The sequence below is a fragment of the Nguyenibacter sp. L1 genome (assembly GCF_035199985.1).
Lineage (GTDB): Bacteria > Pseudomonadota > Alphaproteobacteria > Acetobacterales > Acetobacteraceae > Gluconacetobacter > Gluconacetobacter vanlangensis.
Genome location: NZ_CP127015.1, coordinates 444,489 through 459,802, shown reverse-complemented (window position 1 = coordinate 459,802; position 15,314 = coordinate 444,489). Strand labels below are relative to the sequence as shown.

The following is a 15,314-nucleotide window of genomic DNA, read 5'->3' as shown; positions in this document are numbered from 1 at the left end:
GGCTGCGCGACGGTGCGTCGCCGCTGGCCTTTCGCGCGCGGCCGACGCATATAAGGCGGCATGAAACTCCGCTTCGCGCCCAGCCCGACGGGCCTGATTCATGTCGGCAATGCCCGCCAGGCCATCGCCAACGCCCTGTATGCCCGCCGCCATGGCGGAAAGTTCCAGCTTCGCATCGACGATACCGACCGCGAACGCTCGCGCGACGAGTATGTCGAGGCGTTGCGCACCGACCTGGCCTGGCTGGGTCTGGGCTGGGACGAGACCTTCCACCAGTGCGACCGGCTGGCCCATTATGACGCTGCCATCGCGCGGCTGAAGGAATCGGGGCGGCTGTATCCCTGTTTCGAGAGCGAGCAGGAACTGGCGGCCAAGCGCGAGGCGCGGATCCGCATGCGCAAGCCGCCGGTCTATGACCGTGCCATGCTGCGCATGACGCCGGAGCAGCGCGCCCAGGCCGAGGCGAACGGCAAGGTGCCCTATTGGCGCTTCCGCCTGTCGGACCGGACCGTGACCTGGGACGACATGGTCATGGGTAAATCGCAGGTCAAGCTGCCGTCGATTTCGGACCCGGTGCTGGTGCGGGCCGACGGCACGGTGCTGTATACGCTGGCCTCGGTGGTCGATGACCTGGAAACCGGCATCACCCATATCCTGCGCGGCGAGGACCACCTGACCAATACCGGCGTGCAGATCGACATCGCCGAGGCGCTGGGCGCCCGTCCCGGCCGGTTCGCCTTCGCGCATCTGCCGTTGCTGCTGGATGAGGCGGGCGGCAAATTGTCCAAGCGGTTCGATGGCCTGTCCATCCGCGCCCTGCGCCAGGATGGGGTCGATCCGGGGGCCATCGTGTCGTACCTGGCGCGGCTGGGCAGCGCCGACGATCCGGCGCCGCTGTCCTTCGACGAACTGGCCGGTTCGTACGACGTGCGCCGGGTTTCGCGCTCGGCGGCGCGGTTCGACATGCGGCAGTTGCTGGCGCTGAATCGCCGCGTCCTGCACCAGATGCCCTTCGCCGCGATCCGTGACCGCCTGCCCGAGGGGGCGACCGAATCGTTCTGGCTGGCGGTGCGCGGCAATGTCGACATGGTATCGGAACTGCGCCATTGGTGGGACGTGGTGGCGGGCGTGATCGTGCCGCCGGTGCAGGACGACCAGGGCGCGTTCCTGTTGCAGGCGCTGTCCCTGCTGCCGGCCGAACCGTGGGACGGCGAGACCTGGAAGGACTGGACCGGCGCCGTTCGCGCCGCCAGCGGTCGCAGCGGCAAATCGCTGTTCCACCCGTTGCGCGTGGCGCTGACGGGCGAGGAGAAGGGGCCGGAAATGCGCGACCTGCTGCCGCTGATGGGGCATGAGCGCGTGGCCGAGCGCCTGCGGATCGCCGCACGGTGAGCGGCGGCACGGTCATCCGACAGAGTCCGTGCTGCGGCACGTCGCGCACCGTACCGGGGTCGGGCCGTGACCCGGCAAGGTTGGATCCGGCGGTTTGACCGAACCGGGATCCGGGCTATCGTAGCGGGCGGCCATGCGGTTTGCAGGACGGAGGCATGACGTGACCCGACGCATTCTTGTTGTCGCCGGCATTCTGGCTACCCTTGCAGGGTGCGCCGAAACTCCGATCGGACCGACCGTTCCGGTCATGCCGCCGCCGGGAAAACCGTTCGAGGCCTTCAGGTCCGATGATGCGATCTGCCGCAATTTCGCGGCGGGTCAGGTGGCGGGGCAGGCCGAGCATGCCAATAATCGTGCCCTGGGGATGGCGGCGTTGACCACGGTGCTGGGCGCCGGGCTGGGGGCCGCGGTCGGTGGTGGTTACGGTGCCGGGATCGGCGCAGGCAGCGGCGCGGTCCTGGGTTCGGGGATCGGGGCCGGGTCCAGTTCGCGCATGCAGGGGAATATCCAGGGGCTGTATGACATCGCCTATTCGCAGTGCATGTATGCGAAAGGCAATCTGGTCCCCGGTGCGCCGCCGCCGGTCCCGCCGTCACCATGAGCATGCGCGTCGGCATTGTCGGGATCAGCGGCTTTGGCGGCGGCGAGGCGATGCGCCTGGTCGCGGGTCATCCGTCTTTCGAGCTGGTCTACGCCGCCGGCGAGGGGAGCGCCGGCAGCCGGCTGGCGGACCGTTTCCCGGGTGTGCCGGCCAAGCTGGCCGAGCTGGTGATCGAGAAATGGGACCCTGAGACCCTGCCGAAGCTCGATGTGCTGTTCGCGTCGCTGCCTACGGGTGCGTCGGCCGAGGCGCTGGCGCGCGTCCCCAAGGACGTGAAGATCGTCGATATCGGCGGCGACCACCGCTATGTCGAGGGATGGGCCTATGGCCTGGCCGATGTGTGGCCAGCCCGGATCGCGGGTCAGATCCGCGTTGCCAATCCCGGCTGCTTTCCCGCGGCGACGCTGAACGCGCTGGCGCCGCTGCTGGTCAACAAGCTGATCGAGCCCGGCAACATCGTGATCGACGTCAAGACCGGCATCTCCGGTGCCGGCCGGGGCGGCGCCGACAGCAGGTTCGGCTATGCCGAGAGCAACGAGAACCTGCTGCCCTATGGGCTGCTCAAACACGTCCACATGCCCGAGATTGCCGAGACGATCGAGCGGCTGAGCGGCGGCAGCGCGGCCGGGCTGGTGTTCACGCCGCATTTGGTGCCGATGACCCGCGGCGTACTCGCCACCATTTACTGCCGCGGCCGCGCCACCACGGACCAATGCCTGGACGCGGCCCGGCGCTTCTATGCCGGGCGGGCGTTCGTCCGCGTGACCGACAGGCCGCCGCAGACCAAATGGGCTACCGGCTCGAACCTCGCATTCGTCAGCTATGCCGCCGATCCGGAGCGCAACCTGGTGATCGCGATGGGCGTGGTCGACAATCTGGGCAAGGGAGCGGCCGGTCAGGCGGTGCAGAATGCGAACCTGATCTGCGGCCTGCCGGAAACCGCAGGGCTGGACGGCGTACCCGTTTGGCCGTGAGCAGGGAAGAGGCGTCCGTCAGTCGGCGGATTGCCGCGCCTTGCGGCCGCGCGACAATTCGGTCACCACGCCGTGCAGGGTGCGCAGTTCCTGTTCGGTGACTTCGCCCCGGGTGAAGAAATGGCGCAGGTTGCGCACCATGCCCGGGCGTTTCTGCGCGTTGCGCAGGAAGCCGCATTCATCCAGGTCGTCGATCAGATGACGCATGAAATTTTCCAGTTCGCCCTTGGTGGCGACGTGGGTTTCGTTCGTCATCAGGGCGCGCGGCGGGGTCGTGTCCTCGGCCATCCACCATTCATAGGCCATGATCATGACCGCCTGCGCCAGGTTCAGCGACATGAAGGCCGGATTCAGCGGATAGCGGATCAGCGCGTCGGCGCGGGCCATGTCCTCGTTGTCCAGGCCGGCGCGCTCGGGGCCGAACATCAGGCCGGTGCGCAGGCCGCGCAGGCTCATCTGCCGCAATTCGGCGGCGCCGCCGCGCGCGGTCAGCACCGTCTTGACGATATGGCGCGGGCGCGGGCAGGTGGCGAAGACATGGTGCAGGTCGGCGATCGCGTCGTCGACGCTGTCATGGACCGTCGCTTCTTCCAGAATCCGGTCGGCGCCGGAGGCCGCGCGCCAGGCCCGTTCCAGCGGCCAGCCGTCGCGCGGGGCGACCAGCCGCAGATGGAACAATCCGCCATTGGCCATGGCCCGCGCGGTGGTACCGATATTCTCGGCCATCTGCGGCCGGACCAGGATCACCACCGGGCTGTTGCCGATCGGGCCGATATCGGCCCCGCCGTCGCGGCCGGTCACGCGCGCCTCCAGGTGGTACCGGCGGGACCGTCCTCGAGCACGATGCCGCGTCCGGCCAGGTCGGCGCGGATGGCGTCGGCCCGGGCGAAATCGCGGGCCCGGCGGGCGTCCAGCCGGTGTTGGATCAGGGTCTCGATTTCGGCCGGATCGATGTCGGCGCCGGCGCGAAACCATGCCTGCGGCGTCTGGCCCAGCAGGCCCAGCAGCCGCCCGGCGGCGCGCAGGCCCCTGGCGGCCGACTGGTCGCCCGCCAGGGCTTGGTCGGCCAGCGCATGCATTTCGGCCAGTGCGCGCGGCGTGTTCAGGTCGTCGCACAGCGCGGCCAGGACGGCGGCCGGGGGCGGGGCGTCGTCATCTTCGGGCGGCAGATCGCCGATGGCGCGATAGAACCGGTTCAGGGTCTGTTTCGCGTCGTCGAGCCCGCCTTGGGTGAAGTTCAGCACCGAGCGGTACTGGGCATGCAGCAGCAGCAGCCGCAGCGCCTCGGCCGGGCTGTGGGCCAGCACGTCGCGGACGGTCAGGAAATTGCCCAGGGATTTGGACATTTTCTCGCCATCCACCAGCAGCATCGCATTATGCACCCAGTGGTTGGCGAAGCGCCCGTGGGGGAAGCAGCACCGGCTCTGCGCCAGTTCGTTCTCGTGATGCGGGAACAGCAGGTCGCTGCCGCCGCCATGGATGTCGAAGCTTTCGCCCAGATAGCGGTGCGACATGGCCGAGCATTCGATATGCCAGCCGGGCCGTCCGCGGCCCCAGGGGCTTTCCCAGCCCGGCAGGTCGGGTTCGGAGGGTTTCCACAGCACGAAATCGCCCGGGTCGCGCTTGTAGGGCGCGATCTCGACGCGGGCGCCGGCCTGCAGGTCCTCGGGCGAGCGGCCGGACAGCGTGCCATAGGCCGGATCGCTGGCGACGGAGAACAGCACATGGCCCTGGGCGGCATAGGCGTGGCCGCTTTCGATCAGCCGGCCGATCATCGTCACCATCTCGCCGATATGGTGGGTCGCGCGCGGCTCGATATCCGGCGGCAGGACGCCGACCGCCTCCAGGTCCTGATGGAAGTCGCGGATCGTGCGGGCGGTCAGGCTGTCGATCGTCTCGCCGTTCTCACGCGCACGGGCGTTGATCTTGTCCTCGACGTCGGTGATGTTGCGCACATAGGTCACGCGCGGATACAGCACCCGCAGCAGCCGCACCAGGAGGTCGGCCGTCACCATGGCGCGCAGATTGCCGATATGCGCCAGGTCGTAGACCGTCGGGCCGCAATAATAGATCCGCACGTTCCCCGGATCGAGGGGCGCGAAGGGCACCGTCTTGCGGCTTCGGCTGTCGTGCAGGGACAGTTGCGGCATGGAATCAGACATGATGGGGCCTAGATGCGACAGGCGCGGTGCGGACGCAACACCCTTGTGCGCGCCCTGTCCACGCGGGCGCCGCCGCCCTGCGGCGACGTCTGGTCTTTCGGGGGATGATCTGCTCTGGATGGGGCATGTCGCGACCCGTTCCCGTATCTTCCGGCGCGCCGGCGCCCGAATTGCCGTCCTTGCTGCGCATCGCCGGCCCGATCGCCCTGGCGCAGATTTCCCAGATGGTGATGGGCGTCACCGACAGCATCCTGCTGGGCGGGCTGGGGGCCGATGCGTTGGCGATCGGCGGCCTGTCCACCACCCTGTTCTTCACCGTGATGGCGGTGCTGCAATCCATGCTGGGGGCGGGGGGCGTGCTGATCGCCCAGGCGCGCGGCCGGGGGGAGCCGGCCAGGATCGCGCCCATCCATGCCATGCTGCTGGTCCTGGCGCTGTTGCTGTGCGCGCCCTGCCTGCTGCTGCTGTCGCAGGTCGGGCCGCTGCTGCGCCTGATGCACCAGCCGGCTGCCTTCGCCGGGCCGGTCAGCGATTTCGTGCATATATTGCTATGGGGGGCGCCGCCCGCGCTGATCGGCACCGGGGTGGTCGATGTCGTGCTGCCGGCGCTGGATGCGCAGGCGCTGCTGCTGCGGGTGATGCCGGTGGTCGCGCTGGTCAACGGCGTCCTGAACGCCGCGCTGATCCACGGGTTGTTCGGCCTGCCGCGCCTGGGGCTGGCGGGGTCGGCGCTGGCCACCGCCATCACCATGTGGGGCACCGCCGCCACCCTGCTGCTGATGGTCCATGGGCGGCCGCATCTGCGCGGGCTGCTGTGGCCGGCGCGGCTGCGCCGGGCGGACATGGGACTGCTGCTGCGGCTGGGCCTGCCGATCATGGCCGGGGCCGGGGCCGAGATCATGCTGTTCGAGGTGGTCAGCCTGGAGGCTGCGTCGCTGGGCATCCACGCCCTGGCGGCGCACCAGATCGTGCTGAGCCTGGGGTCGATCACCTATATGGTCGCGATGGCGCTGGGGCAGGCCGCCAATGTGCGGGTGGCATTCTGGACGGGGGCCGCGCAGCCGGCGCGGGCCCGGCATGCCGCGCGGGTGGCGGTGGGCACCGCCATCCTGGGCATGGGCGCCTTCGGCGGCCTGATCTGGCTGTCGCGGGCGCGGATCGTGGCCTTCTACCTCGACCCCGCGGCGGCGGCGAACGCGGACAGCGTGCGCGTCGCCATGGTGGCGCTGGTCCTGGCCGCGATCATGCAGGTCGCGGACGGGGCGCAGGCGGTGCTGGGCGGCGTGCTGCGCGGACGGGGCGATGCGCTGGTGCCGATGGTCCTGGCGATCCTGGGCTATTGGGGCGTGGGATTCCCCGCCGGATGGTTCCTGGCATTCCGCTGCGGGCTGGGTGTGGTCGGGTTGTGGGGCGGGGTGGTCCTGGCGCTGGTGTCGGTGGCCGTCATGCTGGGCTGTCGCGCGGCGTGGTCGCTGGGCGAACGGCGCGGGGAGGCGGCTACGGCGTCGATGCCCCGACCGATGTCGCCCCCGATATCGTCCCCCCCGATATCGTCCCATGGGCCATGAGGTCGAAATCGGCGCGATAGAGCGCGTGGATCCGGGCGCGTTGCGCGGCGCTGGGGACCAGGCGGGTTGCCGCGCCCCCGTTCAGATGGGGAAAGCGCACGTCTTTCAGCGCCGGAACGATCCGGCCGGCATGGGCCAGGGCCGGCAGCGGGATCAGGTGATCGACCGCCACCCGTCCCGACCGGTCGGTGACGTACCAGGATTGCGGGCGGAAAACATGATCCACCCCATAGGGGCTGCGCGCCCGTTCGACATGGTCCAGCGCGTCGTCCAGCGTGCGGAACCCCATATAGCGCGCACGGAAGGGGGCTGCGACCTGCCGGTGCGCGCCGCCGCGCCGCGCGAACTCGTACGCCGAGACGAAGCGGTCCACGGGATCGCGCAGGATGGCGAAGCTGGGCAGCGTGGCCGCCAGGTCCGGCGCGGCATTCAGGTAGGCGCGTATCGTCTCGTGCCGCAATTCGCGGCCATAGAGCGCGACCGACACCGACGTGCCGGCGTTCTTCGGCACGTGGATGAACAGCACGCCGCGCGCGCGGATCAAATCCAGCCGGCGGCGCCGCTTGGCGCCGGGCGGCAGCGCCACGCCCCAGTCGGCCGCGCGTTCATGCAGGTCGCCGACCAACCGCAGCCCCGCCAGCCGGACCAGGCGTTCGCCCAGCGCGAGGGATGCGGGGTCTTGCGACGCATCCTGGCCGGACGCCTGCCTTTCCGCCCGGGGCGTATCCTGCGCCGAGGCCGCCATCGCGCCGTATCGTTCCGTCATGACTATCGGCTTAGGACCTGGCCGGCACGCGGTCATCCGCAATCCGCGCGGATATACGTTATATTGCCGTTCGGTTACATTCCGTTACGGGACGGCAGCGGTCAGCGTGTCTGGATGCCGATCTGCTTGATGTCGTGGAAGGCGAGGTCGGGGTTCATCTCGGTGGTCCGCCGCATCATGAAGGCCGAACTGGCCAGGAAGACCGGGTCGCCGTCGATGTCGTCCGCCATGGCCGAACGGTTGGCGGCGGCGAACAGGTCCAGCTTCGCCCGGTCGCCGGTCACCCAGCGCGCGAGGTTGTAGGGCGTCGATTCGAAGCCGATCGCCACCCCGTATTCCCCCGCCAGCCGGGCCTGCAGCACGTCAAGCTGCAGCGTGCCCACCACGCCGACGATCGGCGATGCGCCGTCCTGCGGACGGAAGAGCTGCACGACGCCTTCCTCGGCCAGTTCGGTCAGGGCCTGGCGCAGCTTCTTGGCCTTCATCGCATCGTCCAGCCGCACCCGGCGCAGGATTTCCGGCGCGAAATGCGGCACGCCGGTAAAGCGCAGTTCCTCGCCCTCGGTCAGCGTGTCGCCGATCCGCAGCGTGCCGTGGTTGGGGATGCCGACCACGTCGCCGGCGAAGGCTTCCTCGGCAAGCTGCCGGTCGCGGGCGAAGAAGAATTGCGGCGTATGCAGCGCGAACTGCTTGCCGACGCGCACATGCTTCAGCCGCATGCCGCGTTCCAGCCGGCCCGAGCAGATCCGCGCGAAGGCCATGCGGTCGCGGTGGTTCGGGTCCATGTTGGCCTGGATCTTGAAGACCAGCGCCGTCAGCCCGGTTTCATCGGCGCGCACCGTGCGGCTTTCGGTCTCCTGGTCGCGCGGCGGGGGGCCGAAGGCCACCAGCGCATCCAGCAGGTCGGTCACCCCGATCTCTTTCATCGCGCTGCCGAAGAAGACGGGCGTCAGGTGTCCGGCATTGAAACTGTCGCGATCGAAGGTGGGCAGGGCGGCCTCGGCCAGTTCCAGTTCCTCGCCCAACTGCACCATGCGCGGGTCGGACTGTTCCAGCGGGGCGGCCACGTGCAGGCTGCGGGTGCGCAGGTCGTAGGTGCCGGCGAACTGCGCCGCGCGCCCGACCGGCCAGGTCGCCGGCGCGGTGTCCAGCGCCAGGGCGGAGGAGATTTCGTCCAGCAGGGTGAACGGATCCTGTGATTCGCGGTCCATCTTGTTGATGAAGGTGACGATCGGGATGTCGCGCAGGCGGCAGATCTCGAACAGCTTGCGGGTCCGGTCCTCGATCCCCTTGGCCGCGTCGATCACCATCACCGCGGAATCGACCGCGGTGAGGGTGCGATAGGTATCTTCGGAGAAATCCTCATGCCCCGGCGTATCCAGCAGGTTGAAGATGCAGCCGCCATATTCGAACGTCATCACCGACGTGACGACCGAAATGCCGCGATCGCGCTCGATCCCCATCCAGTCCGAGCGGGTGCGCCGCCGCTCGCCCTTGGCACGGACATTGCCCGCCATCTGGATCGCGCCGCCCGCGCGCAGGATGCGCTCGGTCAGCGTGGTCTTGCCCGCGTCGGGGTGCGAGATGATGGCGAAGGTCCGCCGCCGGCTGATTTCCCGGGCGATGGTGGCGGCCAGGGCGGAGGCGGGCTCGGCGTTCACGGGCGGATTCCTTCGTTCTGCGATGGGCGTTCTGCGATGGCCGTTCTGCGATGGCGGCCGGACCGTGCAAGTGGGCACGGTCCGAAAACACGGACGCCGGGCGAGGGGGAAAGCCCCCGCGCCCGGCGCCGCGATCGTGCGATATGCTGGAAAAAACCGGATCAGCGCGAATAGAATTCGATGACCAGGTTCGGTTCCATCTGCACCGGATAGGGCACGTCCGACAGCTTCGGGCCGCGCACGAAGCGGCCCTTCATCTGGCGGTGGTCGACTTCCATATATTCCGGCACGTCGCGCTCGCCGCTCTGCGCGGCGTCCAGCACGATGGCGAGCTGCTTGGACTTCTCGCGCACCTCGATCACGTCGTCGTCGCGCACCAGGTAGGAGGGGATGTTCACCTTGCGGCCATTGACCGTGACATGGCCATGGCTGACGAACTGGCGGGCGGCGAACGGCGTCATCGCGAACTTCAGGCGATAGACCACCGCGTCCAGGCGGCGCTCCAGCAGGTCGATCAGGTTCTCGGAGGTGTCGCCCTTGCGGCGCACGGCCTCGTCATAATATTTGCGGAACTGCTTCTCGCTGATGTTGCCGTAATAGCCCTTCAGCTTCTGCTTCGCCATCAACTGGACCGAGAAGTCCGACGGCTTCTGCTTGCGGCGCTGGCCGTGCTGGCCCGGGCCGTATTCCCGCTTGTTGACCGGCGACTTCGCACGGCCCCACAGATTCACGCCCAGGCGGCGATTGATCTTGAACTTGCTCTCAAGGCGCTTGCTCATTGCGCGCTGTCTTCCATACTCGACGGGCGGCCGGTCCCGGAGGGAGCGCCATGCCGCCTTCTATTGCACCGGTAGGCCCTGTTCCGCATGAACAAGGCGGGCGCGTTCCGCATTACCGGCGCCGGGGAGCAACACCCGTTCTGGCACCGGCCGGTCCGTCCACGTTCCCGGCAATGGGGGTGGCCTATAGGCGCAACGAAGCCGCCCTGTCAATCGGACCCTGTCAATCGTCCCCTGTCAATCGTCAATGCCCGCCCGTATAGTCACGCCCGTATCGTTAAATATATCATCGATGAAGATCGAGGAGGAAACATGGCCACCCCGTTCACGCAACGCTGGGGATTGTTCGTCCTGCTGGGCGCCGTTTCGATCGCGCTGGGCATCTTTGCCTGGATCGACGCCATTTCCGTCACCCTGGCCAGCACGATCGTCATCGGCATCCTGCTGGTGGTGGCGGGCGCGGTACAATTGTTCCATGCCTTCGCGGTGCGCGACTGGGGCGGGTTCGTGCTCTCGATGCTGGGGGGCGTGCTGTATATAGTGGGCGGATTCCTGCTGATGGAGGAACCGGTCAGCGGCTCGATCATCCTGACCGTCTTCATCGCGGCCTGCCTGATCATCTCGGGCACCATGCGCATGGTGATCGCCGCCCGCCATCGCGACCTGAACGGCTGGTGGATCGTCCTGGGCGGCGGGCTGATCAGCCTGCTGGTCGGGGTGTGCCTGTATCTGACGCTGCCCTGGTCCGGGCTGTGGCTGATCGGGACCTTCATCGCCGTGGAACTGATCGCGGCGGGGATCGGGTGGATCCAGTTCGGCCTCGCGCTGCGGACCGTGGCCTGAACGCGCCCGGCCGGGCGTCGCCCGTTACGGATTAGCCGTCCGTTACGGATTACAGGCCCAGCCGGCCGCGCAATTGCGCGGCGTTCAGGTCGGCCTCGAAGCCCGGGCCGCCGGGCTGGAAGGCCCGGGCGGCCGAAAGCGGCCCGGCATCCACCGGGTCGAAGCCGGCATCGACGATCAGGCCCCGCACGACCTGCTTGGCCTGTGCGTCGTCTCCGGCATAGGGGATGCCCAGGCGCGGCGGCAGCCGGTGGGCCTCGGCGTCGATCGTGCTCATATCCTCGGAATTGAAGGCCCGCACCACATGGGCGCCCGGGAAGAGGGATTGCGTCACCGCGCCGGCGCCCTGCTGCTGTGCGGTGCGGGCGATGTCGCCGTCGCGCCAGGGATAGGGGTTGCAGGCGTCGATCACCACCTTGCCCTGCAGGATGCCGCGCAGCGCCGGGCCCAGCGCCGGCAGCGCGCCGTACGGCACCGCCAGCAGCACGACGTCGCCGAAGCCGGCGGCCTGTTCCGGCGTGCCGGCGCGGGCGAGCGGGCCGAGATCGGACGCCACCGCCTGGGCCGAGGCCAGGTCGCGGGCCGAGAACATCACCGGATGCCCGGCCTTCAGCCACAGCCCGCCCAGGGTGCTGCCGACATGGCCGGCGCCGATCGCGCCGATGCGCAGCGGCGCGGCGGCGCGCGGGACGGAGGGAAGGAGCAGGGCGGGCAGGGCCGCCAGCAGGCTGCGACGATGCAAGGGGAAAAATCTGCGGGTCATGGTCTGCGGGTCATGCCTCGATCACGATTGATGCCAAAGGGCGGGAAGCGGGCCGTTCGCGCCGCCGACCGGGTCGCTGGCGGGGAAGGGCACGTGGTTCATCCGCGCCAGCTCCGCGCTGTCGAGCGCGCTGCGGCGAATGTCCCAATGCTGGTCGGGCGGATAGGCGCCGACCACCAGGAAATCGTCGTCGGAGCCCAGATTGCGGTGTCCGGTGCCGGCCGGCAGCAGCACGACGTCGCCCGCGCGGACATCCACGATCCGGCCGCCCGGGCCGCCCAGCATCAGCCGCGCGCTGCCGGACGCCACCCCCAGCACCTCGTGCGCCGTGGAGTGGAAATGATGAAACGTATAGACGCTCCAGCGCCATTGCGGGGGCCAGCCCGTGGCGGTGAACAGGTCCTCGAACCCCGATGCCGGGTCGTTCCCGCGCAAGGCCACGGCATTGCGGTAATAGAGGACCGGCAGATGGTCGTTGTTGGGCACCCAGTCATTGCGCGGCAGCATGAAGGAATCGATGTCGCGCGCCGAAGGGCCCGCGGCATGCGCGGCGCGGCCGGTCAGGGAAAGGCCCATCGCGGCGAGGAACGATTGGAAGGCGCGTCGGGACAGGGTCATCTCCGTCGTCTCCGGTCTCGGGTGGCGGCGAACGGCAAGGCGCCCGGCATTATGTCCGGCCGGGCGGGACGGCGAACAGTGAAAAGCGATTTATGGGGGTCCGTGCTGAAAAGACGGTTAAGATCGTCCCGGACCTGAAACAGGCTCATGCAAACGGGATGGGGGGACATCGATGGCGGATATCCAGGATGATCGCCCCCCGCATGGTCGTCCCCCGCATGATCGCTCCTGGGCGCCGCTGCGCGACGTCATTCAGTTGATGGGCGCCATCCTGTTCGTGCTGGCCCTGCTGACGCTGGGCTGGCACGCGGCCCATGTTTCGGGCGTGTGGGTTTCGGGTGGCCGGCTGGGCTGACCGGGCTTGCGCCGGGCGGCGTCAGGCGGACAGGGCGGCGGCGATGGCGTCCCGCTCCGCGCCGGTCAGCTTCCGTGCCGCCGCCGCGACATTGGCGGCGACCTGTTCGGGCCGGGTCGCGCCGGCGATGACCGAGGCCACCACGTCCTGCGCCAGCAGCCAGCCGAAGGCCAGTTCGGTCAGCGTGCGGCCGAAATCGCGCGCCACGGCCTCCAGCCGGTCCAGCAGGGCCCAGTTGGCGTCGGTCAGGTAGCGGTCGCGCAGATGTGTCCATGCCGTCAGGCGGCTGCCCGCCGGCAAGGGCGTGTCGCGGCGGTATTTGCCCGTCAGCACGCCGCTGGCCAGCGGGAAATAGGGCAGCAGCCCCAGGCCGTAGCGGCGCATGGCCGGGATCAGGTCGCGTTCCGCGCCGCGGGCCAGCAGCGACAATTCGTCCTGGCACGAGACCAGGCCGTTCAGCCCGGCGGCGCGCGCCACGTGATGCGCATCGGCCACCTGCCATGCCGGGAAATTGGAGCAGCCCGCATACAGCACCTTGCCGTCGCGGATCAGGTCGTCCAGCGCCCGCAGCGTTTCCTCGATCGGGGTGGCGGGGTCGGGGGTGTGGATCTGGTACAGATCGATGCGGTCGGTGCGCAGGCGCCGCAGGCTGGCCTCGACGGCGGTGCGGATATAGCGGCGCGAGGCCCCCTGGCTGCGGCCCTCGGCGTCCATCGGCATGCCGAACTTGGTCGCCAGCACGATGTCGTCGCGCCGCGCTCCCAGAAGCGCCCCCAGCGTTTCCTCGGACGCGCCGTAATGGGCCTCGCGCCGGCCATAGACGTCGGCGACGTCGAACAGCGTGATCCCGCTGTCCAGCGCCTGGTGGACGACGGCGCGGGATTCCTCCAGCCCGATCCGTCCGCCCAGATTGTTGCAGCCCAGCCCGACGGCGGAGACGCGCAGGCCCGAGCGGCCGAGAGAGCGTTGTTCCATCGCACCTGTCCTTTCGCAGCCAATTAGAGCAGATCCCGTTCAAACGGAATCGTTTGAACGGGTGAAGATGCTCGATAAAATAACAACATAGAGCATTTCCGCTGAACCGGTGTTCAGCGGAAATGCTCTAGCCCGTGAATGCTACGGCATCCGCAGGCGGACGGATACCGGGCAATGATCGGACAGCCGGGCCGCCCAGGCCGGGTCCTGCTGGTCGTAGGTCAGCACCCGCAGGCTGTCGGCGACCAGCCAGTCGCGGCCGCGATTGCCCAGCAGCACATGATCGATGAAATAGGCCCCGCCCCAGCAGGGGCTGGCATGCAAGGCGGTGGCCAGGGTCAGCGGGCCGTCCCCCTGCCAGGCGCGGAAATAGGGATCGCGCGGCGTCAGGTCGCGGTTGAAATCGCCCATCAGCACGAAGGGTACGCCCTCGTCCTGCCGCTGGGCGATCCAGTCGTCCAGCACCGCCATCTGCCGGCGCAGGGTGCGGCATGCGGGGCGCGGGTCGGCGGGGGGCGCGTCGCGGCAGCCGGCCTTGAGATGCACCACCAGGATGCGCAGTTCCGCCGTGCCGTCGCTGATCGTGACGTCCAGCCCCGACCGCAGCCTGTGCGGCGCGCCGGGCGGGGCGACGTCCAGCGCCGTCAGGTCGGGGTGGCGCGTGACCGCCAGCCCCAGCCGGACGGCCAGGCCGGTGCGCTGCACGACGGCGTCGCCGGTCATGACGATCCGGTAGCGGTCGGCGGGAAACAGCCTGGCCGCCATGGCCGGGCCGTCGACCTCCTGCAATCCGATCACGTCGGCGTCCAGCCGGGCGGCATAGGATGCCAGCAGGCGCAGATCGGCCGTGCCGCGCGGCACGAGATCGGGCGGCAGGGCGGCGTCGCCCGCCGGGCGCGCCGTCAGCCATTCCAGGTTCCAGGTCGAGATCTTGATCGTGCCGGCCGCCGCCTTGGGTGCTGCCCAGGACGCGGCCAAGGACGCTGCCGTCAGGGCCGCGGCCAGGACCAGGCAGGCGAAGGCGGCGGCCCCGGCCGGCGCGCGCCGGCGGGCGGCGTCAGGCGGTCGCAGGGGCGGCGGCTTGGCCAGCCCCGAGCAGGCGGGCGATGGCCTCGTCCACATGGATCGAACTGCGCGTGGCCTCGTCCAGCACCACGACCTCGCCGCTGGCGATGTCGTAGAACCAGCCCTGCAGGATCAGTTCGTTCCGCGCCAGCGCGGCGGCGACGGCGGGATGGGTGCGCAGGTGCGCGATCTGCAGCAGCACGTTCTGCTCGGCCAGGCTGCGCACCGACTGGGGACCGGCATCGGTGGCCTGCAGCGCGCCGGCCACCGCGCGCGCGGCCTCGGCATTGCGCAGCCACGACGCGACGGTCGGCATCTTGGCCAGCTTGGTCGGGTCGGGGTCCAGCAGCGCCTTCATCGCGCCGCAATCGGAATGGCCGCACACGATGATGTGCGACACGCCCAGCGCCAGCACCGCATATTCGATCGCCGAGGACACGCCGCCCAGCATCTCGCCATAGGCCGGGACGATGTTGCCGATATTGCGCAGCACGAACAGGTCGCCGGGCTGCGTCTGGGTGATCATGCTGGGGTTCACCCGGCTGTCGGCGCAGGCGATGAACAGCGTGCTGGGCGATTGCTGGCCGGCCAGTTCGGCGAACAGTTCGCGATTCTGGGGGAAGACCTCCCGGTTGAATTTCTCGACGCCATGCAGCAGCGAGATCAGGGTGGTCCTTGCATCCGTATCGGTCATCGAAAATCCCTATGTCCGTGTGACACACCTGGGCGACACACCTGGGGCCAGGCGACACCTGGGCGGCCTGGCGCGCGGGACCACGGCGCCAGGAGGTA

Annotated in this window: 16 protein-coding genes; 6 read left to right on the top strand and 10 right to left on the bottom strand. The window is 69.2% G+C overall.

Annotated features, from left to right (window positions below):
* Nucleotides 1-60: 60 nt before the first annotated feature.
* The 3 genes from gltX (at nt 61) to argC (ending at nt 2,967) form a co-directional block, all read left to right on the top strand.
* The gene (gltX, locus tag QN315_RS02090; protein WP_176639562.1) at nt 61-1,392 is read left to right on the top strand and encodes a glutamate--tRNA ligase; all 1,332 of its coding nucleotides are present in this window, start codon (nt 61-63) and stop codon (nt 1,390-1,392) included.
* A 160-nt stretch (nt 1,393-1,552) separates the two neighbouring features.
* Nucleotides 1,553-1,993 carry a glycine zipper family protein gene (locus QN315_RS02085; RefSeq protein ID WP_317135245.1) on the top strand — a complete coding sequence of 147 codons (441 nt, stop codon included), beginning with the start codon at nt 1,553-1,555 and terminating at the stop codon, nt 1,991-1,993.
* Complete coding sequence (argC, locus tag QN315_RS02080; RefSeq protein ID WP_323991293.1) at nt 1,990-2,967, top strand: N-acetyl-gamma-glutamyl-phosphate reductase; 978 nt, start codon at nt 1,990-1,992, stop codon at nt 2,965-2,967. The genes QN315_RS02085 and argC overlap by 4 nt, the downstream gene beginning before the upstream one ends.
* An 18-nt stretch (nt 2,968-2,985) precedes the next feature.
* Here argC and QN315_RS02075 read toward each other — a convergent pair whose 3' ends face one another.
* Nucleotides 2,986-3,768 carry an RNA methyltransferase gene (locus QN315_RS02075; protein WP_323991292.1) on the bottom strand — a complete coding sequence of 261 codons (783 nt, stop codon included), beginning with the start codon at nt 3,766-3,768 and terminating at the stop codon, nt 2,986-2,988.
* Entirely contained in the window at nt 3,765-5,129 is a 1,365-nt protein-coding gene (gene cysS, locus QN315_RS02070) for a cysteine--tRNA ligase (RefSeq protein ID WP_323991291.1), read from the bottom strand. The genes QN315_RS02075 and cysS overlap by 4 nt, the downstream gene beginning before the upstream one ends.
* 125 nt (nt 5,130-5,254) lie before the next feature.
* On the opposite strand from cysS, the gene QN315_RS02065 reads away from it, so the two are divergent.
* Nucleotides 5,255-6,697, top strand: coding sequence for an MATE family efflux transporter (locus QN315_RS02065; RefSeq protein WP_323991290.1), 1,443 nt, complete (start codon nt 5,255-5,257; stop codon nt 6,695-6,697).
* On the opposite strand, the gene QN315_RS02060 is transcribed toward QN315_RS02065, so the two are convergent.
* From QN315_RS02060 to rpsD, 3 genes are all read right to left on the bottom strand, one after another.
* Nucleotides 6,627-7,463, bottom strand: a complete 837-nt coding sequence (locus QN315_RS02060) for a sulfotransferase family 2 domain-containing protein (RefSeq protein WP_323991289.1) — start codon at nt 7,461-7,463, stop codon at nt 6,627-6,629. The genes QN315_RS02065 and QN315_RS02060 overlap by 71 nt on opposite strands.
* 101 nt (nt 7,464-7,564) lie before the next feature.
* Nucleotides 7,565-9,124 carry a peptide chain release factor 3 gene (gene prfC, locus QN315_RS02055; protein ID WP_323991288.1) on the bottom strand — a complete coding sequence of 520 codons (1,560 nt, stop codon included), beginning with the start codon at nt 9,122-9,124 and terminating at the stop codon, nt 7,565-7,567.
* Between the two features lie 161 nt (nt 9,125-9,285).
* Nucleotides 9,286-9,903 carry a 30S ribosomal protein S4 gene (rpsD, locus tag QN315_RS02050; RefSeq protein ID WP_176640504.1) on the bottom strand — a complete coding sequence of 206 codons (618 nt, stop codon included), beginning with the start codon at nt 9,901-9,903 and terminating at the stop codon, nt 9,286-9,288.
* 312 nt (nt 9,904-10,215) lie between these two features.
* On the opposite strand from rpsD, the gene QN315_RS02045 reads away from it, so the two are divergent.
* Complete coding sequence (locus tag QN315_RS02045; RefSeq protein ID WP_176640505.1) at nt 10,216-10,746, top strand: HdeD family acid-resistance protein; 531 nt, start codon at nt 10,216-10,218, stop codon at nt 10,744-10,746.
* Between the two features lie 49 nt (nt 10,747-10,795).
* Here QN315_RS02045 and QN315_RS02040 read toward each other — a convergent pair whose 3' ends face one another.
* Nucleotides 10,796-11,509: an NADPH-dependent F420 reductase gene (locus QN315_RS02040; protein ID WP_323991287.1), complete on the bottom strand. Its 714-nt coding sequence runs from the start codon at nt 11,507-11,509 to the stop codon at nt 10,796-10,798.
* Nucleotides 11,510-11,530: 21 nt separating this feature from the next.
* On the bottom strand, nt 11,531-12,127 hold the full coding sequence (locus QN315_RS02035; protein ID WP_323991286.1) for a cupin: 597 nt from the start codon (nt 12,125-12,127) through the stop codon (nt 11,531-11,533).
* Nucleotides 12,128-12,299: 172 nt separating this feature from the next.
* Here QN315_RS02035 and QN315_RS02030 point away from each other — a divergent pair, with 172 nt between their 5' ends.
* A complete protein-coding gene (locus QN315_RS02030; RefSeq protein ID WP_323991285.1) occupies nt 12,300-12,482 on the top strand; it encodes a hypothetical protein in 183 nt (60 codons plus the stop codon).
* A 21-nt stretch (nt 12,483-12,503) separates the two neighbouring features.
* On the opposite strand, the gene QN315_RS02025 is transcribed toward QN315_RS02030, so the two are convergent.
* The 3 genes from QN315_RS02025 to QN315_RS02015 all read right to left on the bottom strand — a co-directional run bounded on the left by QN315_RS02025 (nt 12,504) and on the right by QN315_RS02015 (nt 15,216).
* Nucleotides 12,504-13,457, bottom strand: coding sequence for an aldo/keto reductase (locus QN315_RS02025; RefSeq protein WP_323991284.1), 954 nt, complete (start codon nt 13,455-13,457; stop codon nt 12,504-12,506).
* Between the two features lie 141 nt (nt 13,458-13,598).
* The gene (locus tag QN315_RS02020; protein ID WP_408904676.1) at nt 13,599-14,462 is read right to left on the bottom strand and encodes an endonuclease/exonuclease/phosphatase family protein; all 864 of its coding nucleotides are present in this window, start codon (nt 14,460-14,462) and stop codon (nt 13,599-13,601) included.
* A gap of 52 nt (nt 14,463-14,514) precedes the next feature.
* Complete coding sequence (locus QN315_RS02015) at nt 14,515-15,216, bottom strand: carbonic anhydrase (protein ID WP_323991282.1); 702 nt, start codon at nt 15,214-15,216, stop codon at nt 14,515-14,517.
* Nucleotides 15,217-15,314: the final 98 nt, after the last annotated feature.